At 40.3% G+C, this 24,873-nt stretch carries 28 protein-coding genes and 1 riboswitch; of the genes, 26 read left to right on the top strand and 2 right to left on the bottom strand.

Going from position 1 to position 24,873, the window contains the following annotated elements; genetic code table 11:
• Nucleotides 1–8 precede the first annotated feature (8 nt).
• The 4 genes from truA (at nucleotide 9) to rpsI (ending at nucleotide 2,947) form a co-directional block, all read left to right on the top strand.
• Complete coding sequence (gene truA, locus DWW43_RS00635) at nucleotides 9–746, top strand: tRNA pseudouridine(38-40) synthase TruA (RefSeq protein ID WP_119962450.1); 738 nt, start codon at nucleotides 9–11, stop codon at nucleotides 744–746.
• On the top strand, nucleotides 739–1,884 hold the full coding sequence (locus DWW43_RS00630) for a glycoside hydrolase family 3 N-terminal domain-containing protein (RefSeq protein WP_119962449.1): 1,146 nt from the start codon (nucleotides 739–741) through the stop codon (nucleotides 1,882–1,884). The genes truA and DWW43_RS00630 overlap by 8 nt, the downstream gene beginning before the upstream one ends.
• A 212-nt stretch (nucleotides 1,885–2,096) precedes the next feature.
• Nucleotides 2,097–2,531, top strand: a complete 435-nt coding sequence (gene rplM / locus DWW43_RS00625; protein ID WP_008402709.1) for a 50S ribosomal protein L13 — start codon at nucleotides 2,097–2,099, stop codon at nucleotides 2,529–2,531.
• A 17-nt stretch (nucleotides 2,532–2,548) separates the two neighbouring features.
• On the top strand, nucleotides 2,549–2,947 hold the full coding sequence (gene rpsI / locus DWW43_RS00620) for a 30S ribosomal protein S9 (RefSeq protein WP_008402708.1): 399 nt from the start codon (nucleotides 2,549–2,551) through the stop codon (nucleotides 2,945–2,947).
• 145 nt (nucleotides 2,948–3,092) lie between these two features.
• Here rpsI and DWW43_RS00615 read toward each other — a convergent pair whose 3' ends face one another.
• On the bottom strand, nucleotides 3,093–3,440 hold the full coding sequence (locus DWW43_RS00615; protein WP_119962448.1) for a hypothetical protein: 348 nt from the start codon (nucleotides 3,438–3,440) through the stop codon (nucleotides 3,093–3,095).
• 15 nt (nucleotides 3,441–3,455) lie between these two features.
• Entirely contained in the window at nucleotides 3,456–3,689 is a 234-nt protein-coding gene (locus DWW43_RS00610) for a tyrosine-type recombinase/integrase (RefSeq protein ID WP_243104358.1), read from the bottom strand.
• 14 nt (nucleotides 3,690–3,703) lie between these two features.
• On the opposite strand from DWW43_RS00610, the gene DWW43_RS12045 reads away from it, so the two are divergent.
• The 22 genes from DWW43_RS12045 to DWW43_RS00500 all read left to right on the top strand — a co-directional run bounded on the left by DWW43_RS12045 (nucleotide 3,704) and on the right by DWW43_RS00500 (nucleotide 24,832).
• The gene (locus DWW43_RS12045) at nucleotides 3,704–3,877 is read left to right on the top strand and encodes a hypothetical protein (RefSeq protein ID WP_165852987.1); all 174 of its coding nucleotides are present in this window, start codon (nucleotides 3,704–3,706) and stop codon (nucleotides 3,875–3,877) included.
• A 15-nt stretch (nucleotides 3,878–3,892) separates the two neighbouring features.
• Complete coding sequence (locus DWW43_RS00605) at nucleotides 3,893–4,084, top strand: hypothetical protein (RefSeq protein WP_119962447.1); 192 nt, start codon at nucleotides 3,893–3,895, stop codon at nucleotides 4,082–4,084.
• Complete coding sequence (locus DWW43_RS00600; RefSeq protein WP_119962446.1) at nucleotides 4,030–4,323, top strand: recombinase RecT; 294 nt, start codon at nucleotides 4,030–4,032, stop codon at nucleotides 4,321–4,323. Before DWW43_RS00605 ends, DWW43_RS00600 begins: the two co-directional genes overlap by 55 nt.
• A complete protein-coding gene (locus DWW43_RS00595) occupies nucleotides 4,293–4,478 on the top strand; it encodes a hypothetical protein (RefSeq protein ID WP_243104357.1) in 186 nt (61 codons plus the stop codon). Before DWW43_RS00600 ends, DWW43_RS00595 begins: the two co-directional genes overlap by 31 nt.
• Nucleotides 4,479–4,620: 142 nt before the next feature.
• Entirely contained in the window at nucleotides 4,621–4,815 is a 195-nt protein-coding gene (locus DWW43_RS00590) for a hypothetical protein (protein WP_119962444.1), read from the top strand.
• A gap of 76 nt (nucleotides 4,816–4,891) precedes the next feature.
• Nucleotides 4,892–5,149: a hypothetical protein gene (locus tag DWW43_RS00585; RefSeq protein WP_119962443.1), complete on the top strand. Its 258-nt coding sequence runs from the start codon at nucleotides 4,892–4,894 to the stop codon at nucleotides 5,147–5,149.
• A complete protein-coding gene (locus tag DWW43_RS00580) occupies nucleotides 5,122–5,517 on the top strand; it encodes a helix-turn-helix transcriptional regulator (protein ID WP_119962442.1) in 396 nt (131 codons plus the stop codon). Before DWW43_RS00585 ends, DWW43_RS00580 begins: the two co-directional genes overlap by 28 nt.
• A gap of 104 nt (nucleotides 5,518–5,621) precedes the next feature.
• Nucleotides 5,622–6,872, top strand: a complete 1,251-nt coding sequence (gene purM / locus DWW43_RS00575; RefSeq protein WP_118662533.1) for a phosphoribosylformylglycinamidine cyclo-ligase — start codon at nucleotides 5,622–5,624, stop codon at nucleotides 6,870–6,872.
• A 135-nt stretch (nucleotides 6,873–7,007) separates the two neighbouring features.
• Complete coding sequence (locus DWW43_RS00570; RefSeq protein ID WP_207665976.1) at nucleotides 7,008–7,799, top strand: transporter substrate-binding domain-containing protein; 792 nt, start codon at nucleotides 7,008–7,010, stop codon at nucleotides 7,797–7,799.
• Nucleotides 7,800–7,851: 52 nt separating this feature from the next.
• Complete coding sequence (locus DWW43_RS00565) at nucleotides 7,852–8,538, top strand: amino acid ABC transporter permease (protein ID WP_008402705.1); 687 nt, start codon at nucleotides 7,852–7,854, stop codon at nucleotides 8,536–8,538.
• 12 nt (nucleotides 8,539–8,550) lie between these two features.
• A complete protein-coding gene (locus tag DWW43_RS00560) occupies nucleotides 8,551–9,330 on the top strand; it encodes an amino acid ABC transporter ATP-binding protein (protein WP_119962440.1) in 780 nt (259 codons plus the stop codon).
• A 169-nt stretch (nucleotides 9,331–9,499) separates the two neighbouring features.
• On the top strand, nucleotides 9,500–10,327 hold the full coding sequence (locus DWW43_RS00555; RefSeq protein WP_119962439.1) for a metallophosphoesterase: 828 nt from the start codon (nucleotides 9,500–9,502) through the stop codon (nucleotides 10,325–10,327).
• Between the two features lie 19 nt (nucleotides 10,328–10,346).
• Nucleotides 10,347–10,826: an ATP-binding protein gene (locus tag DWW43_RS00550; protein ID WP_119962438.1), complete on the top strand. Its 480-nt coding sequence runs from the start codon at nucleotides 10,347–10,349 to the stop codon at nucleotides 10,824–10,826.
• 257 nt (nucleotides 10,827–11,083) lie between these two features.
• Nucleotides 11,084–12,172, top strand: coding sequence for an MFS transporter (locus DWW43_RS00545; protein WP_119962437.1), 1,089 nt, complete (start codon nucleotides 11,084–11,086; stop codon nucleotides 12,170–12,172).
• Between the two features lie 194 nt (nucleotides 12,173–12,366).
• Complete coding sequence (locus DWW43_RS00540) at nucleotides 12,367–14,073, top strand: GGDEF domain-containing phosphodiesterase (protein ID WP_119962436.1); 1,707 nt, start codon at nucleotides 12,367–12,369, stop codon at nucleotides 14,071–14,073.
• A gap of 107 nt (nucleotides 14,074–14,180) precedes the next feature.
• Complete coding sequence (locus DWW43_RS00535; RefSeq protein WP_119962435.1) at nucleotides 14,181–14,981, top strand: SDR family NAD(P)-dependent oxidoreductase; 801 nt, start codon at nucleotides 14,181–14,183, stop codon at nucleotides 14,979–14,981.
• Nucleotides 14,982–15,431: 450 nt separating this feature from the next.
• Nucleotides 15,432–17,207 carry a threonine--tRNA ligase gene (gene thrS, locus DWW43_RS00530; RefSeq protein ID WP_119962434.1) on the top strand — a complete coding sequence of 592 codons (1,776 nt, stop codon included), beginning with the start codon at nucleotides 15,432–15,434 and terminating at the stop codon, nucleotides 17,205–17,207.
• 153 nt (nucleotides 17,208–17,360) lie between these two features.
• Nucleotides 17,361–17,455, top strand: a riboswitch (NiCo riboswitch).
• A gap of 128 nt (nucleotides 17,456–17,583) precedes the next feature.
• Nucleotides 17,584–18,723: a cation diffusion facilitator family transporter gene (locus tag DWW43_RS00520; protein ID WP_119962432.1), complete on the top strand. Its 1,140-nt coding sequence runs from the start codon at nucleotides 17,584–17,586 to the stop codon at nucleotides 18,721–18,723.
• An 85-nt stretch (nucleotides 18,724–18,808) separates the two neighbouring features.
• Entirely contained in the window at nucleotides 18,809–20,359 is a 1,551-nt protein-coding gene (locus tag DWW43_RS00515; protein ID WP_119962431.1) for a LuxR C-terminal-related transcriptional regulator, read from the top strand.
• Between the two features lie 224 nt (nucleotides 20,360–20,583).
• On the top strand, nucleotides 20,584–22,413 hold the full coding sequence (locus DWW43_RS00510) for a fibronectin type III domain-containing protein (protein ID WP_165852993.1): 1,830 nt from the start codon (nucleotides 20,584–20,586) through the stop codon (nucleotides 22,411–22,413).
• 240 nt (nucleotides 22,414–22,653) lie between these two features.
• Complete coding sequence (locus DWW43_RS00505) at nucleotides 22,654–23,484, top strand: glycosyltransferase family 8 protein (RefSeq protein ID WP_117785676.1); 831 nt, start codon at nucleotides 22,654–22,656, stop codon at nucleotides 23,482–23,484.
• 16 nt (nucleotides 23,485–23,500) lie between these two features.
• Entirely contained in the window at nucleotides 23,501–24,832 is a 1,332-nt protein-coding gene (locus tag DWW43_RS00500) for an MATE family efflux transporter (protein WP_119962429.1), read from the top strand.
• Nucleotides 24,833–24,873: the final 41 nt, after the last annotated feature.

The following is a 24,873-nucleotide window of genomic DNA, read 5'->3' as shown; positions in this document are numbered from 1 at the left end:
CCGGGAAAATGAAACGAGTAAAATTGGTGGTAGCCTATGATGGTACAAATTATCATGGCTGGCAGGTACAGGACAATGGAATAACGATAGAGGAAGTGCTGAACCGGACGATCAGCGAACTGGTGCAGGAAGATATCAAGGTGATCGGAGCCAGCAGGACGGATGCAGGCGTACATGCCTGTGGAAATGTGGCAGTATTTGACACTGAATCCCGGATACCGGGGGATAAGTTTTCCTTTGCGTTAAATCAGCGGCTTCCGGACGATATCCGGATTCAGGAATCCTGCGAGGTGGATGCAGACTTTCATCCGAGATATGCAGATACAGTGAAAACTTATGAATATAATATATTGAACCGGCGGTTTGAGCTGCCATCAAAACGGTTATATGCGGCATTTTGCTATTATCCGATGGATATAGAGCGGATGAATCAGGCGGCTGCTTATCTGGTTGGTGAGCATGATTTTAAGAGCTTCTGTTCGGTAGGCGCACAAGTACAGACGACGGTTCGGACGATATATGCAGTAAATGTGACGAAAGAGGATGACATGGTTCATATCAGGATCACGGGAAATGGTTTCTTATATAATATGGTAAGGATCATTGCAGGAACTCTGATGCAGGTCGGAACCGGGCTGATGGAGCCTGAACAGGTGAAGGAGATCCTGGAAGCGAGAGACCGGAGCAAGGCAGGACCGACCGCAGTTGCGAAAGGCTTGACACTGGTGGAGATCCGATATGAATAAAAGAATTGTTTGTATATGTATGAGTGTGCTTTTATGTCTGACTATTATATGTACGGACACAGGCACAGATGTACATGCCAGATATTATGAAGATAATGACAAATATATAGAACAACGTGTAGCTGACAGGATGAAGAAAATGAGCTGGGAGGAGAAGATAGCCCAGATGATCCTTGTGAAGGCTCCTGCTAAAAATGCAGTTAATATCCAGAAGCAATATCAGTTTGGCGGATATGTTTTGTTTGGGGAAAATTTTGCAAACAGTACTCCTGATACATTACGAAACAGAATTTATGGAATTCAAAAGGCGTCAAAGATTCCGATGTTGATTGCAGTGGATGAAGAAGGCGGAACTGTTGTAAGGGCATCCAGATATCGCCAGTTCCGATCCACGTCATATGCATCACCGAGAGCGGTATTTTCCGCAGGTGGATGGAATGGCATTGTAAAAGACACGAAGAATAAAGCAAAATTTCTGAAAAAGCTTGGAATCAATACAAATCTTGCACCGGTTGCCGATGTTGCATATGATTCAAGTAACTTTATTTACAATAGAAGTTTTTCTACAAATGCAACGGATACTTCCAGATATATCAATCTTGTAGTGAATAACATGAGACAGGAGGATATGATCAGCTCGTTAAAACATTTTCCGGGCTATGGAAATAATGGAGATACGCATACGAATCTGATTCATGATTACCGAAGTTATAACAGTTTTAAAAAACGTGATCTGAAGCCATTTCAGGCGGGAATCCGGTCGGGATGTGATATGATTATGGTAAGCCATAATATTGTACATTGTTTTGATTCTAAAAATCCGGCATCTATATCACCGAAGGTAAACAAATACATTAGAAATACAATGGGATTTAAAGGTGTGATCGTTACGGATTCGTTGTCGATGGCAGGAGTACGGAGCTTTACCGGAAGTGAGAGTGAGAGTGCTGTCAGAGCAGTTCAGGCAGGAGACGATCTTCTCTGCACGGAGCATTATAAAGAAACATATCAGGCATTGCTTCGGGCTTACAAGACAAAGCGGATATCGAAAAAACGGATCAATGCATCTGTCAAAAGAATTCTCATGATGAAATACCGCCGTGGTCTGAACGGAAGATTTGCGGTCAGACGCAGATAGCATATTTGAATGCGAAATGGCAGATGAATGCTGAAAAATAAAGAAAAACGCCTGAAAAAATAAAGAAAGTTTATTGACACACACGGATGAGTATTGTATAATGTCCAAATGTGTGAAGTTTAAAGATACGGTGTGAACCAATGCCCCGGTAAACAACGTATTTGAGGATATACCATATTAATATTTTAGAAAATAATTTAGGAGGTACCACGATGAAGAGCTTTATGGCAAGCCCATCAACAATAGAAAGAAAGTGGTATGTAGTTGACGCTACAGGACATACTTTAGGACGCTTATCATCAGAGATAGCAAGCATTTTAAGAGGAAAGAATAAGCCAACATTTACACCACATATCGATACAGGTGATTATGTAATAGTAGTAAACGCAGACAAGATCAAGGTTACCGGTAAGAAGATGGATCAGAAGATCTACTACAACCATTCAGATTATGTAGGCGGAATGAAAGAGACTACATTAAAAGAGAAGATGGCTAAGAAGCCAGAGGATGTTATCCGTTTAGCAGTTAAGGGAATGCTTCCAAAGGGACCACTTGGAAGAGATATGATTACAAAGCTTTATGTATACGCTGGACCTGATCATAAGCAGCAGGCTCAGAAGCCAGAAGTTTTAGAGATTAAGTACTAAGAAGGAGGATATCATCAATGGCTAAAACAACTAAGTTCTATGGAACAGGAAGAAGAAAAAGCAGTATCGCCAGAGTTTATATCGCTCCAGGTACTGGTAAGATCACAATCAACAAGAAAGATATGGACGAGTACTTCGGACTTGATACACTGAAAGTTATCGTTAAGCAGCCATTAGTTGCTACAGGTACAGATGGTAAGTTCGACGTTATGGTTAACGTAAAGGGCGGCGGCTTCACAGGTCAGGCCGGTGCTATCAGACATGGTATTTCAAGAGCATTACTTGAGGCTGATTCAGAAGAATACAGACCAATCCTCAAGAAGGCCGGATACCTTACAAGAGATCCTCGTATGAAGGAAAGAAAGAAGTACGGCTTAAAGGCAGCTCGTCGTGCTCCACAGTTCTCAAAGAGATAAGGAACAATTATATTCAATATTTCAAGAACCCGCAGGAATCAAGTATTTCTGCGGGTTTTCTTTATTTTGCACAGGAGCAGAAACACCCCTGAAACATATCAAAAATTAGTTACTAGTAACATACTAGAAACACACTAGTAACACTCTACAAGGTGTCTTGTGCAAGACTTTTGTTGTCTTGTGCAAGACATTTTCTGATTTCCAGTTTTGTCCTGCAATGAACTGATCTTCCATCTTTGAAGATGACATCATATCCATCATGTGTGTTCCCTTTGATTGTCAGAATCTTTTCTCTGGATTTTTCTGCAAGCTGCATATTATCAAATATATCTTCCTGGTCTTTATTTACCAAAAACAGGAAATATTTATTCATGGACATTCCTTTGTCCGCTGCAAGGTCTTTGATGACCTGTTTCATTCCCTTTGGAACTGAAAAATTGATTCTTTCATAATGGTCTGCATTGAACTGGTTCTTGTATTTCGTTCTATTCATTCAGATCACCTTCGTTCATATCAAGTTGATTGCTTCCAGTTTAGATGGAAGGTCAATATGGGTATACACAATTTCTGTTACACCCTGTCCTTTGTGACCAACTATTTTTCTAATGATTCTTTCATCAACTCCGGCAGCGGTCAGAAGTGATACACATGTATGTCTTGCATCGTGTGGTCTATGACCCTCGTATACCGGTTCTTTTTTACCCTCTACAACAACGAATTTTCCCCATCCAAGCTGAATCATGAGAGGAATCCAGTATGACAGATGAAAATGGAGATCCTGCAATGGTAAAGACAACAAGACATTATAGGGTGAACCGGTCAGATGATGGAGTTGAGGAGGGCATACAGAGACTTGCCGAGGAAGAATACAGATTCTGGAAGATGATACAGGAAAGAAAGGAACCGCCGTTGATACTTCCAGAGATATAAAGGGGTGAGAGAACAATGTACTACAAAATTTGCAGTAACTGTGGAGCAAATCTTGATCCGGGAGAGCGATGCGACTGTGAAGAGGAGAGACAGAAACAGACAGACCGGATCATGAGCATGATGAAAATAAACAAAGATGGTCAGTATCTAATATCGTTGAATATGAATCAAATGGTACGAAGATTTCCCTTTCACCGGAAACCGTAAGAAATTATCTTGTCAGTGGTAACAAGGAAGCAGTAACAATTAATGAACTTGCAGTATTTATAAATCTGTGCAGATTCAATGGTTTGAATCCATGGCTTAAAGAAGCCTATTGTATCAAATATGGAAATGAACCAGCAACAATGGTTGTTGGTAAGGAAGCCTTGATATCGTTGAGAGGATTATCAACAGGTACAGCAATCCGGGTGATGTGGTATATGATCCGTTCGGCGGTCTTATGACTGTACCGATGATGGCGGTCAAGATGCACAGATTTGGCAAGGGATGTGAGCTCAATCCGGATTACTTCAGAGATGGTGTTGGATATTTACAGGCAGAGGAGAATGAGGTTGATTCACCGACGTTGTTTGACTTTATAGATGGAGGTATGAAATGAACGATTTAAAGATATCAAGTGCAAATATGTCGAAATTGATTAATGCATTAAATATGTAAATGGAATAGTAGCACATTGAAAATTGAATAATGATGGTTGGAGTGGTATAATTTTTTTATCAAATTGCGAAAGGAAGAAAATAATGAAAAGTAAAAAATTTTTGGTAACACCATATAGTTTTATTACGAAAAAACTAGAAAATTGGAAGTGCGAAAAATGCGGAAGTTTAGAGGAACCGACAATTTATGGTAAAAAAGACGATAATGGAGAAATCGTTGAGATGTATATTAAATGTAAAAATTGTGATAGATTAATTACGGTATCAAAATTTGAATAATAATATATAACTCTACCAACCATCATTATTCGATGGTTGGTATTTTTTTGCGCAAAAATAGAAAAGGAGAAACAACATGACAAATTTTGAGATAGAAATTACATACAACATGATCTGCCGACCGGGGCAGGTCGTGCGGATCCATACAAAAGAAACCACCAGTGGGCGGAATTTTATCATGACATGGAAGAAATGGACCATTGTGGAGGTTTACGATCATCACATAGTGATGAAGAGCGAATACGGCTACCGGGAGAGCTTCACCAGAATAGATATTGTTGAGATGATCAGGAGAGGAGAGATTCGATGGAAATCATTATTGGAAAACATATGAAAAAGATTAGAAAAGCTATGGGGCTGACACAAGCAGGATTTGCAAATTGGTTAAAGAACATGGGTGTTGTTAGCAATAGATCAGGGAAGGCATATGGTGAACGCACAATCGCATCATGGGAAACAGGGCGCAGAGCGGTGCCTGAAAAGGTGAAAAAAACGATTGTGGAAAATATAACCGTTCAGGGATGCCCAATAAACTATGAGTATTTGTATGAAAATAGCAACAACATGATTGACAAAAATACTTTTGCAACCGTTGTTTGGAATTATCAAAGAGATAATTCAAAACACGATTTTTGTCCCATGGATATTGGAAAAATCCAGTATCTGTGGGATTTTTTATTCCTCAGATCTATAAAATTGTAAGCATTTTCAACGCATGGTTGAATCCCTGCATGAAACTCACTTTTGTGGTTATTGTTTTGTACTTGCAAAGTAAACTATTATAAAATAAAAACGGAGGTATTTATATGCTTGACAGTATTAAAGTTGGAAATTTTATAATGGGAAAACGAAAGAGTCTTGGTATGACGCAACAGCAGTTGGCGGATAAGCTAAAGGTTTCTTTTCAGGCAATTTCAAAATGGGAAAATGGAACAACTTATCCCAATATTGAGATATTAAGAGATTTGGCAATTGTGTTGGATGTGTCTGTTGATGAAATCCTGGCAGGGAGTGAAAGAGATGCGGAAGGGTTATCTTACAGTAAGGCGGGAATTGATATAACCTATACTGATACCATTAAAAGAGAGATGGCAAAACATTTGGATACAAAGGATGACCGTGTTTTAAATGGTCTGGGACCATTTGCTTCTTTATATGATATAAAATTTCAGGAGATTGAAAATCCGGTTCTGGTATTAAAATCTGAAGAACCCGGATCAAAACAAAAACTCGCGATAGAGTATGGATATTCAGAATCTATTTGCCATGATATGGTCAATCACTTAGTAAATGATATTGTGGTTATGGGTGCAAAACCGTTGGCAGTACTTGACACGATTGTTTGTGGAAATGCGGAAGCGGATACAATAAAGACATTGGTTAAGGGTGTTTCAGATGCATGTAAAGAAAATGAATGTTCTCTGGTAGGTGGGGAAACTTCTATTCAGCCATTGGTTGTTGACCCGGGCGTATATGTACTTACTTCAAGTATTGCTGGAATTGTTGAACGATCAAAGGTAATCGATGGTTCCCAGATCAAAGAGGGTGATGCAGTTCTGGCAATTGCATCAAATGGCTTACATACAAATGGATATTCGTTAGTACGGTTATTGATGGACAAAATGCCGCAGATAAAACTGGATAAGATAGATGGTTTAACCTTTATAGAGCAGATTATGAAACCACATACACCATACTACAGATCAATCAAAGATTTATTTGATAAAGATGTTATACATGGCATGGCGCATATCACTGGCGGTGGTATAGAAGGAAATCTGTGCAGGATAATTCCGGAGGGACTGAGTGCAAAGATCGATCTGTCGAAAATAAAGATATTAGACATATTTAAGTATATCAGAAATAATGGGAATATCAGTGACGAAGAAATGCTGCGGACGTTTAATTGTGGTGTAGGCTTTAATATTGTGACGAATCAAAAAGATAAGGCAGCAGTAATGCATCATGTCAGTCGGTTTTATGATTGCTATGAGATAGGAGTTATAGAATCAGGAGACCGCAAAGTAAAATTTGAAAACAGGCTTAACTGGCTGTAGTTCTTGGAAAATACAAATTCATAAAAACCATAAGATTACGTTTGACTTTATTATGATAAACTGTTACTATGTTATCGTGTTGCGCCCGGAAGGGGCAGACATATATCTTTTAATTATATTCAGGAGGAAATAATCATGAAAAAGTTAGTAGCACTGGTTTTAGTAGCAGTAATGGGACTTTCTATGGTTGGCTGTGGAAAGAAAGATTCATCAAATGACTCAAAGAGTGATCTGGAATATGTAAAGGAAAAGGGAACTCTTGTTGTTGGTGTTACAGATTTCGCACCAATGGATTACAAAGACGACTCAGGTAACTGGATTGGATTTGATGCAGACATGGCATCCGCATTTGCTGAGAGCATCGGCGTGAAAGCAGAATTCGTAGAGATAGACTGGGACAACAAGATCATGGAGCTTGATGGTAAGACAATCGACTGTGTATGGAACGGTATGACACTTATAGACGAGGTTACAAGCTCAATGGCATGTTCTGATGCATACTGCAACAATGCACAGGTAGTAATCGTGCCACAGGACAAGGCAGATCAGTACCAGACAGTAGACAGCATTAAGGAACTTACATTTGCTGTAGAAGCAGGAAGTGCCGGAGAAGCTCAGGCAAAGGAACTTGGACTTAATTATACAGCAGTTAAGGCACAGTCAGATGCACTTATGGAAGTTGCAGCAGGAACATCTGATGCAGCAATTATCGATTCCCTTATGGCAGCAGCTATGGTAGGAGAAGGCACAGGCTATGCAAATCTTACATATACAGTAGGCCTTAACAGTGAGGAATATGGTGTAGGTTTCAGAAAAGATTCTGATCTTGCAGCAGAGCTTAACAAGTTTTTCAAAGACAGTAAGGCTGATGGATCTATGGAGAAATGTGCAGAGAAGTACAAGGTACAGGCAGCACTTACAGAGTAATTAACAGACTATAAGACGGTTATTTTGATTATTACTTAGAGAGAAAATTATTATGGATTTGTTTTTTGAACAGCTCCCAATTGTACTTGGGGCGCTTAATACAGGATTTATTCAAACTTTAAAATTGTTCTTTGTGACCTTGCTTGGTGCATTTCCATTGGGACTTTTGATAGCATTTGGCTCTATGTCAAAGTTTAAGCCACTTAGCTATCTTATGAAATTTATCGTGTGGATCGTTCGAGGCACACCTCTGATGATCCAGATGCTTATTATCTATTATTTTCCGGGACTTGTATTCCATAACCCGATTTGGGGTGGTGGCGAAGGCGGAAGATTTGTGGCAGCATCGGTATCGTTTATCGTGAATTATGCCTGCTATTTTTCAGAGATATATCGTGGAGGAATTCAGGGAATTCCTGTTGGACAGGAGGAAGCAGGTCTGGTGCTTGGTATGACTCCAAGACAGATATTCTTCAAGGTTAAGCTTCTTCAGATGATAAAGAAGATCGTACCTGCAATGTCCAACGAGATCATTACGCTGGTTAAGGATACATCACTTGCACGTATCATTGCGTTGCAGGAGATTATCTGGGCAGGACAGGCGTTCATGAAAGGTTCACAGGGAATCTCAGGTGCGATATGGCCATTGTTCTTCTGCGCATTCTATTATCTGATCTGGAATGGTGTACTTACTGTTTTACTTGGAAAATTAGAGAAGAAACTGGATTTCTTCAGATAGAGGAGGAGCTGTATGGCGATATTAGAGGTTGAACATATAAAAAAGAAGTTTGGTAAGACCGATGTACTTAAGGATATCAGCTTCTCATTGGAGCAGGGAGAGGTTCTGTCGATCATAGGATCATCAGGAAGCGGTAAGACTACATTGCTTCGCTGCCTGAATTTCCTTGAAATGCCGGATAACGGAATTATCCGTGTAAATAATGAGATCCTTCTCGATACGGATAAACCGGAGACACTTAAGGAGTCGGAGGTTCGGAAGAAACGGCTGCACTTTGGACTGGTATTTCAGTCATTTAATCTGTTCCCACAGTACACAGCACTTCAGAATGTTATGCTGGCAAGAGAGCTTCTGGCAAAGGAAAGATCGGACTATAAGGCAAATAAAAAGAACATACTGGATGAGATAAGAGTACAGGGCGAAGATCTTCTGCGTCAGATGGGACTGGGAGACCGGATGAACAATTATCCACATCAGTTATCAGGCGGTCAGTGTCAGCGAGTTGCGATCGCAAGAGCACTTGCGATGCAGCCGGATATCCTGTGTTTTGATGAACCGACATCAGCGCTTGATCCTGAGCTTACCGGCGAAGTGCTGAAGGTTCTCAGAAATCTTGCAGATAAAAAGACAACGATGATAATTGTCACTCATGAGATGGCATTTGCAAGAGACGTAGCCAGTCAGGTTATATTCATGGATGATGGATATATACTTGAGCAGGGCAGACCGGAAGAGGTATTTGACAATCCGGAACAGGAACGTACGAGGCAGTTTTTATCATCATATTCATAATTATAAAAGTGAAAAGGCATCGGAATTGATATTCACAATGAATACATTCCGGTGCCTTTCATTTTTCTGAGCGGAACTAGTGATATTTATTTGACGCATGACAAATAATTATATATCCTGTAAATAAGAATAAAAAGGTTTCGTTGTTTGTGCTTGAGGATAGAGAAAAATGAAAAAAATACCACACAAAAAGATCCTGATTCTGATGCTTATAATCATTATCCTGATTCCGTTTTGTCTGTATCAGAATAAGCATCTGGTGATCACTACATATACATATGAATCAGAAAAGCTTGGCGCAGATCTCGATGGATACCGGATCGTACAGATATCGGATCTGCACAACGCTGAATTTGGAAAAGAGAATAAGAAGCTGTTAGAAACCATACGAAGCTGTTCGCCGGATATCATTGTTATTACCGGGGATCTGGTGGATTCTAATCATACAAATGTGGAACGTGCGGTAGCATTTGTGAATGAAGCAGTGAAGATCGCACCGGTATATTATGTGACCGGCAACCATGAATATTGGCTTGATCCATCGGAAAATGAACAGATGATGCAAGGGATTCTTGCTGCCGGAGCATGTGATTTGGATGATGAAGCCGTCCGTATTGAGAAAGGGGATTCCTCTTTTATGTTGGCAGGGTTAGATGATCAGCACTTAAGTGATGAGACATTAAAGAATCTGCTTCAGGAGCAGAAAAATGAATTATTTATCGTACTTGCGCATGAGCCACAGTACCTTCAGAACTATGCAAATGCCGGAGCTGATCTTGTCTTGACCGGACATGCACATGGAGGACAGATCAGACTTCCATTTGTCGGGGGAATCGTTGCACCCGATCAGGGATTTTTACCGGAATACACATCTGGGAAATATAACAGCACAGATACAGAAATGATAGTCAGTAGGGGACTTGGCAACAGCATAATTCCGGTTCGGCTGTTCAACTATCCTGAGGTTGTGTGCGTGGAGCTTAGATGTAAAAACTAACGATTTATGGAGGAATAATATGCCAAAGCTACTTGTGATCGAAGATGACAGAGAGATCAACCATCTCATCTGTGAATATATGGCGGAAGCCGGACAGAGCTATTCCTATAAGAATCTGGTGCTCGACGATCAGGCGAAGATCGTCCGGGTAAATGGAAATAAACTCGATCTGACAGTGAAAGAATATGGAATCTTAAAACTGCTCCTTATATTTACAAATTTCTTTTCTAATGCCAGAAAATATGCGGATACCAGGATCAGCGTCTGCTTAGAACAGGATACGGACGGAGTATCCATTACATTTACGAATGATATAGAGGCTGACAATGAGATCGACATCGACCATGTATTTGATGCCTTCTACCGTGGCAATTCCCGCCGGAAGGAAGGCGCAGGACTTGGCTTATATGTTGTAAAATGCCTGGCAGATAAGCTGGGATATATAGTAGTGGCAGAGGTAAGGGATAAGCAGTTTTCGGTAATGCTACGAATAAAGTGAGTTTTTATACCCTTGCAAATGAAGGCAGGATATGCTATCCTAACCGTACAATTCTATGAGTTGATATTGAAAGGATTAAGATTATGTTCTGGAAAATGACAAATCTACAACTGAAAAAAGGTTATACATGTGTTCCTTACGGGGATAGTGCGCCTTTTTTTAGAACAAGTCATATATCAGAACAATGATATAAAACGTAATAAAAAAGTACACTATCTCCTTATCCATTTAAGAAAAATAGATAAGGAGATTTTTTTATGAACACAATTAGAAAACAAATAGGATATTTATACACATCATCCGTCCTTGGAAATTTATCTTTAACAGGGGCTTGGGTGGCAATATTGGCTGCCAGAGGATATAGTTTGGTCGAAATAGGTTTTGTGGAAACGGTCTTTCATGTAACCAGCATTATTTTTGAGATACCGTCAGGAATATTTGCGGATGTATTTGGAAGAAAAAATATGTTGATTGTGGGCAGCATTTTACGAATGATTGCAAATGTTGTTATGATCGCATCAGGGAATCTGTTTACGATATGTCTGTCTATTGCACTTCATGCGATGAGTTACAATTTTTCATCAGGATCGGGAGATGCTTTAGCATATGATTCTTTAAAAATCTATGGAGAAGAATCCTATTATGCAAAATATGAATCAGATCAGTTGAGTATATACCGTTTGTGTAATGGAATATCAACTTTGTGTGCAGGATTTGCGTTATACATTGGTTATAGAGCCGCATATGGAATGGATATTTTAATGTGTCTGGTTCAGATATTTGTTTTAGATAGAATATGGGAACATAGAGAACACAGGGATCATAAGGCAAATACAATTGTCCGTGCATTGGTTGACTGCTGGTGGGAAAGTATTCAGTTTCTAAAGGATGCAAGGAGAGCAATAGTTTTGATGTTGGTAAATTCGCTGGTAGGAGCAGGGGATATTTTACTGTTATTTTTCTTACAGGCTAAGCTGCCGGAGAGTGGAATCCCAAATGCCTTGCTTGGAATGGCACTCTTTATTATGGAACTTGGAGGAATCCTTGGAGCAAGGGTGATTCTGTTGTGTGATCGTTTACGGTACAGAACAGTATTTGTATTAACCGGATTCCTTGTTCTTCTTGGTATAGCAGTGGAACATTCTGGTAATTATGTGATTATGACATTAGGTGGATTTATTGCGGCATTTAGTGATGATGCATTACAGGTAAGAACAAATACGATACTTCAGAATATGTTCCCTTCGGAACAGAGGGCAACATTGATCTCTATGGAATCTTTTATATTTTCCATGATCATGATCGTGTTGTCACCGCTTACAGGTATTCTATTTTCATGGTGGTAATCGTAACACCTGTATATTTGTCATATAAGAAATAACGCCTGTCATGTGATTTCCAACCTGTTCAAAATCTATCAAAAAACTATCTTTTTTCCCATAAAAGTGAAAAGCATGTTATAATAAACACATGATTGTTTGTATGTAAAATAATAGTTTTGTGGTGTATAGAGTAGTAAAGATGAGAGGGAGGATCACCCATGACAGTGGATGATATCAGGGAGAGAATTAAGAAAAAAGATATAGAACTGTATGTGCAGGAATTACTACAGTTTGAGAATTCATTTGATGGATTCGAAAAGGCGATTGAACCTCTGGCTGAGCGGCTTAAGATCGGCAGGGTAGAGGGACATTTGCACATTGAGGCAGATATCAAATCTGTACAGGATGAAGATCGTCATGATGTATTCTATGCCGGGGATGGTTTGTATTCCGAGAAAGGCAAATATCAGAAGACATTTCCTGCGGTAGAAAACGGATATTGTGAGCTTACGGCATTCCCATATGAAAATGTAGAATGGAGCGAGAAAGAAAAAGAAGACATAGCTCTGCTCCTTGAGATTTTATATCTTCATGTGACGAGATCCAGACTGATCCGTAAGACAAGAGAATATTCGTATTGTAATCTGATCACGATGCTCCCTAACAGTGCAGGCTTTGTCAGGATCATACAGCAGCGTTGTCAGAATCAGACGATCTGTCAGTACAACGGCTTTTATTTTAACTTGAAAAGCTTTGGACTGCTCAGCTATAAGTATGGTGGTGCAGAAGGTGATCTGATAATCAAGCGTTATGCAGTCGCTGTCCGGAAATGGCTGGCAGAGGACGAGACACTGGCGCATCTGGGTGGAGATAATTTCATGGCGCTGGTCAAGAAAAGCAGAACGGCAGAGTTTCTTCATCTTTTGGAAAAGGTTGAGGTAACAGCAAAGTATATGGGACGGATCGTTCCGGTATATATAGCGGCAGCTGCAGGTGTCTATGAGATAACGGCAAAGGACAGAGATCCTAGAAATATTATGAACGGTTTGTCGATTGCAGTCAGTTATGCCAGACAGCACAAGCTTCCGTATGCGTTTTTAACGGACAAGATGCTGGAAGAAACAGTAGATGTTCAGCGGATGGAACAGATGCTTCCTGAGGCGTTGGAGAAACGGGAATTTCAGGTGTATTATCAGCCGAAGGTTGATATCCGGACAGGTCAGATCGTAGGTACAGAGGCGCTTGCAAGATGGATCCATAACGGAGAAGTGATACAACCATTTCGGTTTATTCCGACCATGGAGAGAAATGGATTTATCATTCATCTGGATCTGTATATTCTGAAGCGGGTATGTGAGGCTATAAATGGATGGATTGAGAAAGGGTATAAGCTTGTTCCGATATCTGTGAATATATCGAGAAATGATATTTCCGGGGTTGGACATGATCCGCGGATGTTGGCAGAACGCATTATAAGGATCATAAAAGAGTATGATATTGATCCAAAGTATATCATCATAGAAGTAACAGAGACGACAGAGGCAAGTGAACAGAAGGATCTGTATGACTTTATCAGGAATATTTCAGAAGCAGGTATTGCGACATCGATTGATGACTTTGGGACAGGCTGTTCGACCTTGAGTGTTCTTCGGGATTTCCCGGTAAATGAGATTAAGATCGATCGGTCATTTATCAATCATGAGGCATTTTCAACACAGGATCAGATCATTATTAAGAGTATCATTCAGATGGCAAGACAGTTGAATCTGAATGTCATAACCGAGGGAGTTGAGACGGAGGAGCAGGCAAGATTTCTTCTGGAACTTGGTTGTAACCATGCGCAGGGATATCTGTATGATAAACCATTAGAACAGAGTGCATTTGAAAGCAGGCTGTCAGTGGGAGGATATGACCGAAAGATATAGAAGATAACGAGCATTATATATGATACAAACGGACTGGGACATTTGTATAAGACAGGAAAGCAGTCTGAAGGTATCGGATTTCATATAATATAAGGAGAGAAAAGAAAATGGGATTTTTAACAGGTAAGACAGTTATTGTCACAGGTGGAGGACGTGCCGTATTAAGTGATGGCAGATGTGGTTCGATCGGTTACGGTATCGCCACAGCATATGCAAAAGAAGGCGCAAATGTCGTAATAACCGGACGGAATGTGAAGAAGTTGGAAGATGCAAAGGAAGAACTGGAACGCTTATATGGTATAAAAGTTCTGGCTGTTGCAGCAGATGTATCTGCCGGAGCGGATAATGAGGCTGTCGTTGCAAATGTTGTAAAGCAGACGATCGATACATTTGGCAGTATCGATGTATTGGTTAATAATGCACAGGCATCAGCATCCGGTGTTCCGCTTGCTGACCATACAACAGATCAGTTTAATCTGGCAATGTATTCCGGCTTGTATGCAACCTTCTATTATATGAAAGCGTGCTATCCATATCTGAAAGAGAGCAAGGGTTCCGTTATCAATTTTGCATCCGGCGCAGGTCTGTTTGGTAATTTTGGACAGTGCGCATATGCAGCAGCAAAAGAAGGAATCCGTGGACTTACAAGAGTTGCAGCAACAGAATGGGCAAAGGATGGCATCAATGTAAATATCATCTGCCCACTTGCATGGACAGCACAGTTAGAGCAGTTCAAGAATGCATATCCGGATGCATTTGACAAGAATGTTCATACACCTCCGATGGGTCATTTCGGTGATTCAGAGCTTGAAATCGGACGTGTATGTGTACAGCTTGCATCCCCTGATTTCAAATATATGACAGGAGAGACGATCACTCTGGAAGGCGGACTTGGACAGAGACCATAGTTTTAGGTATTAACGGAAAATCCATAGATCATTCAATAAGAAAAAATAGTAATAAAACCGGAAAAAGCTACTTGACAGTGCGGAACAGTTGAAATATACTTTGAATAACGTGTTGATGAGAACAGTACTGAACGAAGAATCTACAGAGAGAGATACATTTGGTGGAAGTATCTTAGAGGAGTCATTCAGGAAGACCAGCTCTGAGCGGCCCTAATCCGGTCCGGTGATTCCGTTATCATCATGAATGAGATATTTCCACAGGAAATAAAAAGGGTGGAACCGCGATATAAGAATTATAATCGCCCCTTGTATAGATGAAAAAACGTCTGTGCAGGGGCGCTTTTTGTGCAATAAACAAAATAGAATGAAATAGTACCTGTACAAATAATTCCTGGACATTTGCACCACTGGGCGGAATGTCAGTTCAGGTAAAAGAAAGGAAATAAGAAAATGGTAGATTTTAAAGCAGACGAGAGATTAAATACTCTCAATCATTCCTGCGCCCATGTTATGGCACAGGCCGTAAAGCATTTGTATCCACATGCAAAGTTCTGGGTTGGACCGGTTGTAAAAGAAGGTTTCTATTATGATATCGACCTTGGCGATGATGTTGTAAACGATGATGTGATCGCAGCTATTGAAAAAGAAATGAAGAAGATCTGTAAAGAGGGCAAGAAGATTTACAGACGTGAAGTTACAAAGGCAGAAGCACTTGAAATGTTCAAGGATGATTTCTACAAGCTGGATCTGATTGAAGGCTTAGAGGATGGAAATATTACAGTTTACGATCAGGGAGATTTCACAGATCTCTGTCGCGGACCACACGTTGATAACACAAAATTATGTAAGAACTTCAAGTTAGTAAAATATTCCGGTGTATACTGGAAGGGTGATGCCAAGAACCATGTAATGCAGAGAATCTATGGTGTATGCTTCCCTACAGCAGAAGAATTGGAAGAACATCTGAAGTTATTAGAGGAAGCAAAAGACCGTGACCACAGAAAAATCGGTAAAGAGATGAATCTGTTCATGTCAGATGATCTGGTTGGACGTGGACTTCCTATGTTCCTTCCAAAGGGTTATATCGTATGGCAGGAGCTTGAAAATTATATCAAGAACAAGGAAAGAAAGCTTGGTTACCGTCATGTTATGACTCCTTGTGTTGGTACGGTAAATCTTTATAAGACATCCGGTCACTGGGATCATTACAAAGACAATATGTTCCCTGCAATGGAAGTTGAGGGCGAATCTTTCGTTCTCCGTCCAATGAACTGCCCGCACCATATGATGATTTATGCAAATAAAATGCATTCCTATAAAGATCTTCCAATCCGTATCGGCGAGATCGCGCATGATTTCCGTTTCGAAGCCAGTGGTACTTTAAAGGGAATCGAGAGAGGCAGACATTTCTGTCAGAACGATGCCCATCTGTTTGTAACACCGGAGCAGATCGAATCTGAATTCAAGCAGGTTGTTGACCTGATCTTCGATACCTATAAGGATTTCAATATCACAGATTATCGTTGTGTTCTGTCCTTAAGAGATCCTGAGGATAAGGTGAAATATCATGATGACGATGAGATGTGGAATACAGCGGAGGACGCACTCCGTAAAGTGTTGGATGATATCGGTATCGAATACACAGAAGAGATCGGTGAAGCAGCATTCTATGGTCCAAAGCTTGATGTAAATGTTAAGCCGGCGATCGGAAATGAATATACATTATCTACATGCCAGCTTGACTTCTGTCTTCCTGCAAAATTCAACCTGACATATATTGATAAGGATGGTACAAAGAAGACTCCTGTCGTTCTTCACAGAGCAATCCTTGGTTCCTTAGATCGTTTCATGGCATACATTCTGGAGGAGACAAAGGGCAATCTGCCACTTTGGTTAGCACCGGTACAGGCCAGAATCCTTCCTGTAAAGAATGAAGATGAGGAATTAAATGCATATGCACATGAGCTGTATGATTTCTTAGATGACAACAACATCCGTGTCGAGATCGATGAACGTGCAGAGAAGCTTGGCTATCGTGTAAGAGCTGCTCAGGTTGAGAAGGTTCCGTATCTGATCATCCTTGGTAAGAATGAGGTAAATGATAAGACTGTCAGCTACAGACTTCATGGTGAGCAGAAGACAACAACTGTTCCTATGGATGAGTTCCTTGCAATGCTTCGGGATGAGATCAAGACCAAGAAGTTAAATCCTGCCGCATCCAAGTAATACAGAGTACAAATAAGGATAAGCCGCCGGAAGCAGATTTCCGGTGGCTTATCCTTCAAAATATCATCTTTCAAAATATCAGAAACCGGCACTTGATGTATGGGTAACCGCATGCTATAATGTATCAATACTTTTTGCACTGCATATCAATCTACAGTACAAACTGAGCAGGCGGTGGGATGACCACAGGGCCGGGCCACACAGGGTGGCAGCAGATAAAGAATGAATTTATGATCTGCGGGACAGTAGTTACTATTTGTTCCGCAGGTTTTTTATTATTCCGGCTACAGTCGGTCGGAGATAATTCTATAAATCTGATGGAAAGATTATTAATTGCGTTGCATAAAGTTATCTTATATATGCGGAGGTAACTATTATGGCACAAGAAAATCAGGATTCTAAGAAAAGAGCTGCGGTCGGTAAGATGACCGGTTTCATAGGGGTATTGTGTAACCTGCTATTGGCAGGCAGCAAGCTTGTGATCGGAAAGTTGGCCGCATCTACATCAATTACTGCAGATGGATTGAACAATCTGTCAGATGCAGCAAGCTCCATCGTAACATTACTCGGATTTAAGCTGGCAGAGAAGCCGGCAGACAAAGAACATCCATACGGACATGCGAGATTTGAATATCTGGCAAGTCTGGTTGTGGCTGCCATGATCCTTGTGATCGGATTTGAATTGGCAAAGACATCGGTACTCAAGCTGATCCATCCGGCATCAATCGAATTTTCCATGCTGATGATCCTTGTGCTGATCGGTTCGATCCTGGTAAAACTCTGGATGATGTTCTTTTATCGTAAGATGGGAGATAAGATTCAGTCAAATACCTTATTTGCTGCAGCCGCAGACAGCAGAAATGATGTGCTGACAACAGCTGCGGTTCTTGCCGCTACAGTTGTAGAACATATCAGCGGATGGAAAATAGATGGCCTTATGGGTGGGCTGGTATCTGTTTTTATCATTATAAGCGGAATTTCGCTTGCAAAGGATACAATCTCTCCGCTTCTTGGAGAAGGTGCAAATACCGGTTTGCGGGAACAGCTTATTGGATATATAAGCAGCTGTCCGTTGGTACTTGGCTGCCATGACCTGTTGGTACATGATTATGGTCCGGGCAGACAGTATGCAAGTATTCATGTAGAGATCGATAAGAAGATTGATCCAATGGTGTGTCATGATGAGATTGACCGCATTGAACGGGAATGTCTGAACCGATTTGGTGTGCATATGGTCATTCATTACGACCCGGTTATTACAGATGATGCAGAACTTGATCAGATACATCATCAGGTACTTGCTATCCTGCAGCAAATAGATGCAGAAATAACAATCCATGATTTCCGAGTACACACTCATGAGGGAAAGAAAGAACTTGTTTTTGACATGGTTGTTCCATCGGAATGGCAGGGACAGGAAAAGGATATCGTACGGGAACTGACGGAACGGTTGCAAAAAGAAAACAAAGAGACATATTTGACAAAAATTACGTTTGACCTTGAGGACAGGGCGTAGTACATTAACAGAATAGTTTACGCTGGGTGAATATTGGAAGATATGGAACATATGAGACAATTATAAAGATAATGGGGAAGTATATATGTCCGGGCAGGAGAATCATAAGGAAAAATACAGAAATTATATATTGGTTATAACAGGACTGGCAGTTTTTAATTTTTTGTTTCTGGGAACGGAATATTTCTTTGATGATCGGATGGCGGAACTGGTACCTGCCGATCGGGTTGTGTGGGCACAGAGCATCATTTTGACAGTCAGTGCAGCAGGATTTCTGGTCTATCCGATTCTGAAACGCTATCGAGGAAGCCGACAGGGAATGGTTATGCAGATTATTTCAGGAGTGATCTGTATGTTAAGTATTTGGATGATGACAGGTAACAGATCGGAACGGAGCTTGTTAATCTGGGGTTGTATGTTCTTTTTGTTTGCGGGTATGTTTGGCAGTAAGGTGCATGATCAGGCAGCGGATATCCTGAAAAACAGTAATCATATGGCATTGATGGTTGGAACTGCTTATGCGGCAGGTCTGTTGCTTCAGTTTGTAAATAATAATCTGATCACAGACAATCGGATTCAGGCATCTATGCTATTGATATTTGTTGTGATCTTTGTAATACTTGTGGATTGTTTTAAGATAGAGGATGAGGCGGAGGTGCAGAATAATGCCTCGATCCATCCGGGACTTACCTGTGGAGCACTGGTTTGTTGTGTCCTTTTAATGACATTCATATTTGCGGCTCTGGATAATATTGTTACTTACTATCATGCAAAGGGTGCGATCGATGTAGGTGAATGGCCGAGACTTCTGCTGGCTTTAAGTGGAATCCTTGCGGGAATTTTATTTGATCTGAAGAAACGCAGATATATGAGTCTGGTCATGTACTGTGTGACGGTCTTATCCGTGCTTTGTATCTTATTGATCGGTATAGGTGGCTCGATCCTTGCGGGACTGCTTGTGTTCTATCCGGCAGCAGGATTTTTCGTTGTGTTCTTCACAACCGGTTTTATGGAAGTATCTTATTATACGCGAGTCCCTGCATTATGGGCAGGATTCGGCAGAGCTATTAATAATATCGGAGCCGGTATCATCGGCTTTATCTCAACCATGTTGCCGTATACCATGTCGGTAAATGCAGATGGAAATGGAAACGGCGAGGGATTATCTCCGATGCTTCTTGCGAGTATCGTGATCCTTATTTTATTTGTGATGATCAGTATAGCGATGTTCATTTACAGTAGTCAGCTTCGCGTGAATATCATAGAGGAACGATTTGAACGTAAGGAAGATATGGATGGGCTTACGGTGGAAGTTGCATCTGCAACAACGGGTTCTGTATTTGATTCGGTTTCAGGAAAACACGACAATGAATCGGAAAATGTGATAAAAGAGTCGGACAGTACAGACGCTGTTGATTATTTTGCCCGATTTGCAGAGAAATATCGTCTGACAGACAGAGAGCAGGAAGTGTTAAGAGAACTTCTGGAATCGGATGAAAGTGTGCAGAATATTGCAGGAAAGCTGTATATTTCAAGGACTGCGCTCTATAAACATATCTCATCGCTGAATGAAAAGACAGATACAAGGTCAAGGATCGGCTTGATCCAGTTCTATTATGCGTGGAGAAACCGATAAAGGTATAAATAAATGAGATCATCCTATGAAATAGGATCAGATTCAAGCCTATATGATGATCAATCCTGGAAGATGTGAGTCCTGTTAATAAAAACTTACTTTTGAATGGATTTATGTGACGATATTGCACTAAAATATAAAAAAGAACAAATGTAAACTTATAAACCGCCGGTTTATCAGATATACTTCATGGCATAGTATAACCATGAAAGGAGGAAATGGGTATGAAACATTTCAAAAAGGTATCTCTGATGCTGGCGGTTTTGTGTATGTGGGTTGGATGTGTGCTGACCGTACAGGCAGCAAACGGACCAAATACAGGAGAGTATAGTGCAGCGTATATCAATATTTATGATCGGGGTGGAACGAATACAAATCATTTTGTATATGTTACAGGTTCACAAAAAGCAGAGACTGTAAAAGGGGCAGTTTATGATAAGAAGACGAATACTTTAACGCTTACGAATTATAAACACCCAACGATGTCAATCGAGGCAAATGAGATGGGGGATGACTTCAAGATCAAGCTGGTGGGTGATAACCAGATCAAGAGTCTTATTGTATGGGGCTATGGTTATGGCGGATCTGTTGAGATTCTTGGTGATGGTACTCTGACGATTAATAAGAATAAGGGAAAAAATTGTGGAATTACCATGCAGCCGGAAGGTACAAAAGCCGTTCTCAAGGTAAGCGGAAAAGCAGTTGTAGATGTCTACGCAGGCACAGATAAGATGCCGTTCTATGTAAACTCAATATCAGAGGAATATAAAAACTGTGTTGATGCAGACACAGACAAAACCTTAAAGACGGAGGCGGCATATACAGACCGGTATATTACACATCCCGTTGTATGGCTGAGTGATGAGCCTTCTGTATTTGAGGTGTACATGAAGGATGGAGATGCAAAATCCAAATATGCGATAGATATGTATGATACCAGCTATTATATCTATAAGCTGATCTATTGCAAATCCCTAAATCTTTATTATGCACATGAGATCGAACATGGATATTCGGCATTTAATCCGTTTAATATGGGATATTACAAAACCTTGGAGGAAATATCAGCATATACTTATAGAGGCAAATCCTCAGGTGAGCAGGAATACATCGAAGATAAGACCGGTAAGAAATGTATATTTGAGCTTGATATTAAGAATGGTGTGACATCTTATGTAAAATGTGACTTGATCAGCATAGGTTCGATCACTGATTCAACCGGAGAAGCAGCAGACTGGTATATCGGTCAGCCGTCTTCCGATAATGTCGTTCTTACCAAGGAGGAATGGTATAATCTCGATAAGGATGGAAGCGGATATACAGCATCCTATGTAAGAGAGCCGATCAAGGGATATGTGAACATATATGTATCAGGAACATCCTATCATCTGACAGCAAAGAAAACGACAGGATGCGAGCATAAGGAGCAGGTTCAGAGTGTAAAGAAGAAAGCAACCTTCAGTGCTGATGGAAAGCTTGTGACGAAATGCAAGTCCTGTGGCGAGACTTTATCTACAAAGAAGATCAATAAGATCAGCAATGTAAAGCTTAGCAAGAGCATTTATACATATGATAAGAAAGCGAAGAAGCCAACTGTCACGGTAAAGGATACCAAGGGCAAGAAGCTGAAAAAGGGTAAGGACTATACAGTGACTTATGCAAAAGGCAGAAAGGCTATCGGAAACTACAAAGTTACGATTCAGTTAAAGGGTAAGAAATATAATGGCAAGGAGACATTGACATTTCGGATTGCACCTGCAGGTACATCGATCAAATCGGCAAAGGCAGGAAAAACAAAGGTTACGGTAAATTGGAAGAAACAAACAAGGAATACAAGCGGCTATATTATTCAGTATTCTGCAAATAAGTCATTTAGAAATGTAAAACAGATTACGATTTCTTCAAATAAGGCAAAGAGTAAACAGATTACAAAGTTAAGTACAAAAAAACAGTACTATGTGCGGATCTGTACTTATAAGAATGTGAAGAAGAATGGAAAGACAACAAAAATCTGTTCAGACTGGAGCAATGCGGTGGCAGTAAAAACAAAATAAATTCATGAAGCGTAAATGCGGCATGGAAGGATTCCAAAGAAGTTTGAGGTTTGGGGATCTGAAATAGACGGCTGCCGGCAGATTTTTATCTGCCGGCAGTTTTGGTGTTCCTTAATCTGATTTTAAATAAAGGTACAGAATTATTGCACGCGATTCAGAAATTATGGATTGACCGGAGATATTCAGAGTAGTAAATTGTAAAAAGCCGGAAGTAAAATATCATGGGATGAGGTATATGAAATGAATTTATTATTTACGATTAATAAGGGCTTTATGGAACATCTGGATGATTGTGTACGATCAATTATCCGTTTCCCATCAGAAGGTGGGTATGATATATATGTGATTCATTCTGATCTTGATCTGAATGATCAGAAACAGTTGGAACGATATGACAAAGATATAGAGGGGAATTCCGTAACATTTCATTTCATCGATATGAAGTATCGTAAAGATATGAATTTTCCGGAGACAGACCGTTATCCGATGGAGATATATTACAGAATATATGCATCTGCATTATTACCGGAGACATTGGATCGGATCCTGTACCTTGATGCGGATATAATTGTCATTCGTTCATTGAAGGAACTGTATGAGATGGATTTTGAAGATAACTATTTTTTAGCTTGTACACATATCAGAAAGTTCTTAAATAAGATGAACCGGTTAAGACTGGGAATAGAGGAAAAGGTTCCATATATCAATACGGGCGTAATATTAATGAATCTGGATGTTTTGAGAAAAAAACAGGATTTTCACGAAGTGGGAAGATTTGTGGAAGAACACAGAAAGACATTGACTTTACCGGATCAGGATATCATTGCTGCACTGTACGGTACACATATCGGTTTGATCGATACCATGCGGTATAATTTAAGTGACAGAATGATAGCATTTTATAATATGGAACCGAACCATGAGAAGATAGATAGAACATGGGTACGCGAGAATGCAGTAATCCTGCATTACTGTGGCAAACAAAAGCCATGGAATAAAAATTATGTGGGTATATTGGATGCATTTTATCATGAATTAAAAGATGAAGAAAAATTACAGGTGAAGGAATAAATTCAGGGGAAACAAAATGGAAACAAACAGTAGTTTTTACGGCACAGAAAAGATTAATAAGATCTTTTTTAAGATCGCACCACCTGTCATGCTGGCACAGTTGATACAGGCTCTTTATAATATAGTAGACAGTTTATTTGTCGGGAAATACTCAGAGAGCGGTCTGACGGCGTTATCGATCATTTATCCTGTTCAGCTTCTGATGATCGCACTGGCAGTTGGAACAGGCGTTGGTATCAATACAAATATTGCACATTTTCTGGGAATAAAGAGGTATAAGAAGGCAGATGAGGTAGCAGGCATCGGCTTTAGTCTGGCGATCATTATGTGGATCTTATTTGCAGTAAGCTGTTATCTGCTGATGCCTGCATATGCACGGTTGCAGACAAACTCGGATACAGTAATTGCTGATGTAATTACATACGGAAGGATTGTGTGCGTAGGCAGTATTGGATTGTTTACAGAGAGCATATGGACAAAGGTACTTCAGGCAAACGGAGATATGAAGACACCGATGATCGCACAGATCACAGGAGCTATCACGAATATTGTGTTAGATCCGATTTTGATCTTTGGGCTTTTTGGTATACCAAAGCTTGGAATAGCAGGAGCTGCATTTGCAACGATCACAGGACAGGTTGTAGCGGCACTTCTTGTTATGAAGAAGGGATTTCACCGTTCTCCGTCTCTTTGCAAATATCCAGAGGATATCCGCAGGATCTATGCGCTTGGAATTCCGAATATCATCATGCAGGCAACGTATACATTTTACATATTTGGATTAAATATGATCCTTGCAGGATTTTCCGATGAGGCAGTGACAGCACTTGGATTGTATTACAAATGGCAGACATTTTTCTTTATACCACTGGGTGCTCTTCAGACCTGCATTGTACCCATCATTAGCTATAACTATGCGGCAAAGAGTATTGATCGTTGTAAACATACGATGACGGTTGCCTTTATATGGGGAATTGCATTGATGTTCATCGGAACGTTATGCTTTGAATTTATTCCGGAACCTATGCTTTCTGTGTTTACGAAGGACAGCGAAGTTATCCGTATCGGAGTGCAGGGATTCCGATTTATTGGGATCAGCTTTATACCGATGGTAGGTGCGCAGATTTATCCGGTCTTTTTGCAGGCAACCGGCGAAGCCTTTAAGAGTTCGTTTCTAACCATTATGAGAACAGTGTTCTTATTTGTACCGCTTGGATATCTGTTTTCCAGATTCGGATTTGTGTATTTCTGGCTGACTTTCCCGGTTACAGAGGTAATCACTACTATAGTAGGATTTCTGTTTTATCGAAGCTTTTACAGGCCACATAAGATGATAGTTCACGAGTAGAACAAGTGTACATGTTTGCGAATGATCAGATGTAAAAAATA

It is taken from the genome of Clostridium sp. AF15-41 (assembly GCF_003604095.1).
Classification (GTDB): domain Bacteria; phylum Bacillota; class Clostridia; order Lachnospirales; family Lachnospiraceae; genus Coprococcus.
The sequence above is the reverse complement of the archived record's forward strand: the minus strand, read 5'-3'. Positions and strand labels throughout refer to the sequence as shown.

Coding starts and splice junctions, on each gene's coding strand:
- DWW43_RS00550 (WP_119962438.1), top strand. CDS start 10,347: ATGCCAAAGCTACTTGTGATCGAAGATGACAGAGAGATCAACCATCTC.
- DWW43_RS12045 (WP_165852987.1), top strand. CDS start 3,704: ATGACAGATGAAAATGGAGATCCTGCAATGGTAAAGACAACAAGACAT.
- DWW43_RS00510 (WP_165852993.1), top strand. CDS start 20,584: ATGAAACATTTCAAAAAGGTATCTCTGATGCTGGCGGTTTTGTGTATG.
- DWW43_RS00605 (WP_119962447.1), top strand. CDS start 3,893: ATGTACTACAAAATTTGCAGTAACTGTGGAGCAAATCTTGATCCGGGA.
- thrS (WP_119962434.1), top strand. CDS start 15,432: ATGGTAGATTTTAAAGCAGACGAGAGATTAAATACTCTCAATCATTCC.
- DWW43_RS00500 (WP_119962429.1), top strand. CDS start 23,501: ATGGAAACAAACAGTAGTTTTTACGGCACAGAAAAGATTAATAAGATC.
- DWW43_RS00615 (WP_119962448.1), bottom strand. CDS start 3,440: ATGAATAGAACGAAATACAAGAACCAGTTCAATGCAGACCATTATGAA.
- purM (WP_118662533.1), top strand. CDS start 5,622: ATGCTTGACAGTATTAAAGTTGGAAATTTTATAATGGGAAAACGAAAG.
- DWW43_RS00590 (WP_119962444.1), top strand. CDS start 4,621: ATGAAAAGTAAAAAATTTTTGGTAACACCATATAGTTTTATTACGAAA.
- DWW43_RS00505 (WP_117785676.1), top strand. CDS start 22,654: ATGAATTTATTATTTACGATTAATAAGGGCTTTATGGAACATCTGGAT.
- DWW43_RS00560 (WP_119962440.1), top strand. CDS start 8,551: ATGGCGATATTAGAGGTTGAACATATAAAAAAGAAGTTTGGTAAGACC.
- truA (WP_119962450.1), top strand. CDS start 9: ATGAAACGAGTAAAATTGGTGGTAGCCTATGATGGTACAAATTATCAT.
- DWW43_RS00535 (WP_119962435.1), top strand. CDS start 14,181: ATGGGATTTTTAACAGGTAAGACAGTTATTGTCACAGGTGGAGGACGT.
- DWW43_RS00630 (WP_119962449.1), top strand. CDS start 739: ATGAATAAAAGAATTGTTTGTATATGTATGAGTGTGCTTTTATGTCTG.
- rplM (WP_008402709.1), top strand. CDS start 2,097: ATGAAGAGCTTTATGGCAAGCCCATCAACAATAGAAAGAAAGTGGTAT.
- DWW43_RS00610 (WP_243104358.1), bottom strand. CDS start 3,689: ATGATTCAGCTTGGATGGGGAAAATTCGTTGTTGTAGAGGGTAAAAAA.
- DWW43_RS00545 (WP_119962437.1), top strand. CDS start 11,084: ATGAACACAATTAGAAAACAAATAGGATATTTATACACATCATCCGTC.
- DWW43_RS00520 (WP_119962432.1), top strand. CDS start 17,584: ATGGCACAAGAAAATCAGGATTCTAAGAAAAGAGCTGCGGTCGGTAAG.
- DWW43_RS00585 (WP_119962443.1), top strand. CDS start 4,892: ATGACAAATTTTGAGATAGAAATTACATACAACATGATCTGCCGACCG.
- DWW43_RS00570 (WP_207665976.1), top strand. CDS start 7,008: ATGAAAAAGTTAGTAGCACTGGTTTTAGTAGCAGTAATGGGACTTTCT.
- DWW43_RS00540 (WP_119962436.1), top strand. CDS start 12,367: ATGACAGTGGATGATATCAGGGAGAGAATTAAGAAAAAAGATATAGAA.
- DWW43_RS00515 (WP_119962431.1), top strand. CDS start 18,809: ATGTCCGGGCAGGAGAATCATAAGGAAAAATACAGAAATTATATATTG.
- DWW43_RS00565 (WP_008402705.1), top strand. CDS start 7,852: ATGGATTTGTTTTTTGAACAGCTCCCAATTGTACTTGGGGCGCTTAAT.
- rpsI (WP_008402708.1), top strand. CDS start 2,549: ATGGCTAAAACAACTAAGTTCTATGGAACAGGAAGAAGAAAAAGCAGT.
- DWW43_RS00580 (WP_119962442.1), top strand. CDS start 5,122: ATGGAAATCATTATTGGAAAACATATGAAAAAGATTAGAAAAGCTATG.
- DWW43_RS00555 (WP_119962439.1), top strand. CDS start 9,500: ATGAAAAAAATACCACACAAAAAGATCCTGATTCTGATGCTTATAATC.